Annotated in this window: 1 protein-coding gene; it reads left to right on the plus strand. The window is 61.1% G+C overall.

The genetic code is table 11. The annotated features are described in order from the left end of the window. The coding region (locus SB765_RS32450; RefSeq protein ID WP_410932869.1) for a hypothetical protein at nt 1-247 on the plus strand (247 nt) is incomplete at both ends.

Raw genomic sequence — 247 nt, forward strand, 5'->3', positions numbered from 1 at the left:
CTTGCGGGCTTCAAAGACATCATCACCTTCAGCACCCCGCTGCTGACCGAGCGGTTGAAAGTGAATGTGCCCGTAGACAGAGCGCAGTATGTCTTCCAGCCCTTTGAAGCCGATGCCGATATCTGGACCGGCGTTCCCGACCTGGAAGTGCCTTTGTTCCCTGACCGGAAGGTGGATGTGCTGGCCACCCGCCCCGTGGGCGAGCCGCAAGCACGCAGCTTGCTGGAGGCGGCTCTGCACAACTTCG

This window comes from Pseudomonas sp. SIMBA_067 (assembly GCF_046534675.1).
GTDB lineage: Bacteria > Pseudomonadota > Gammaproteobacteria > Pseudomonadales > Pseudomonadaceae > Aquipseudomonas > Aquipseudomonas putida.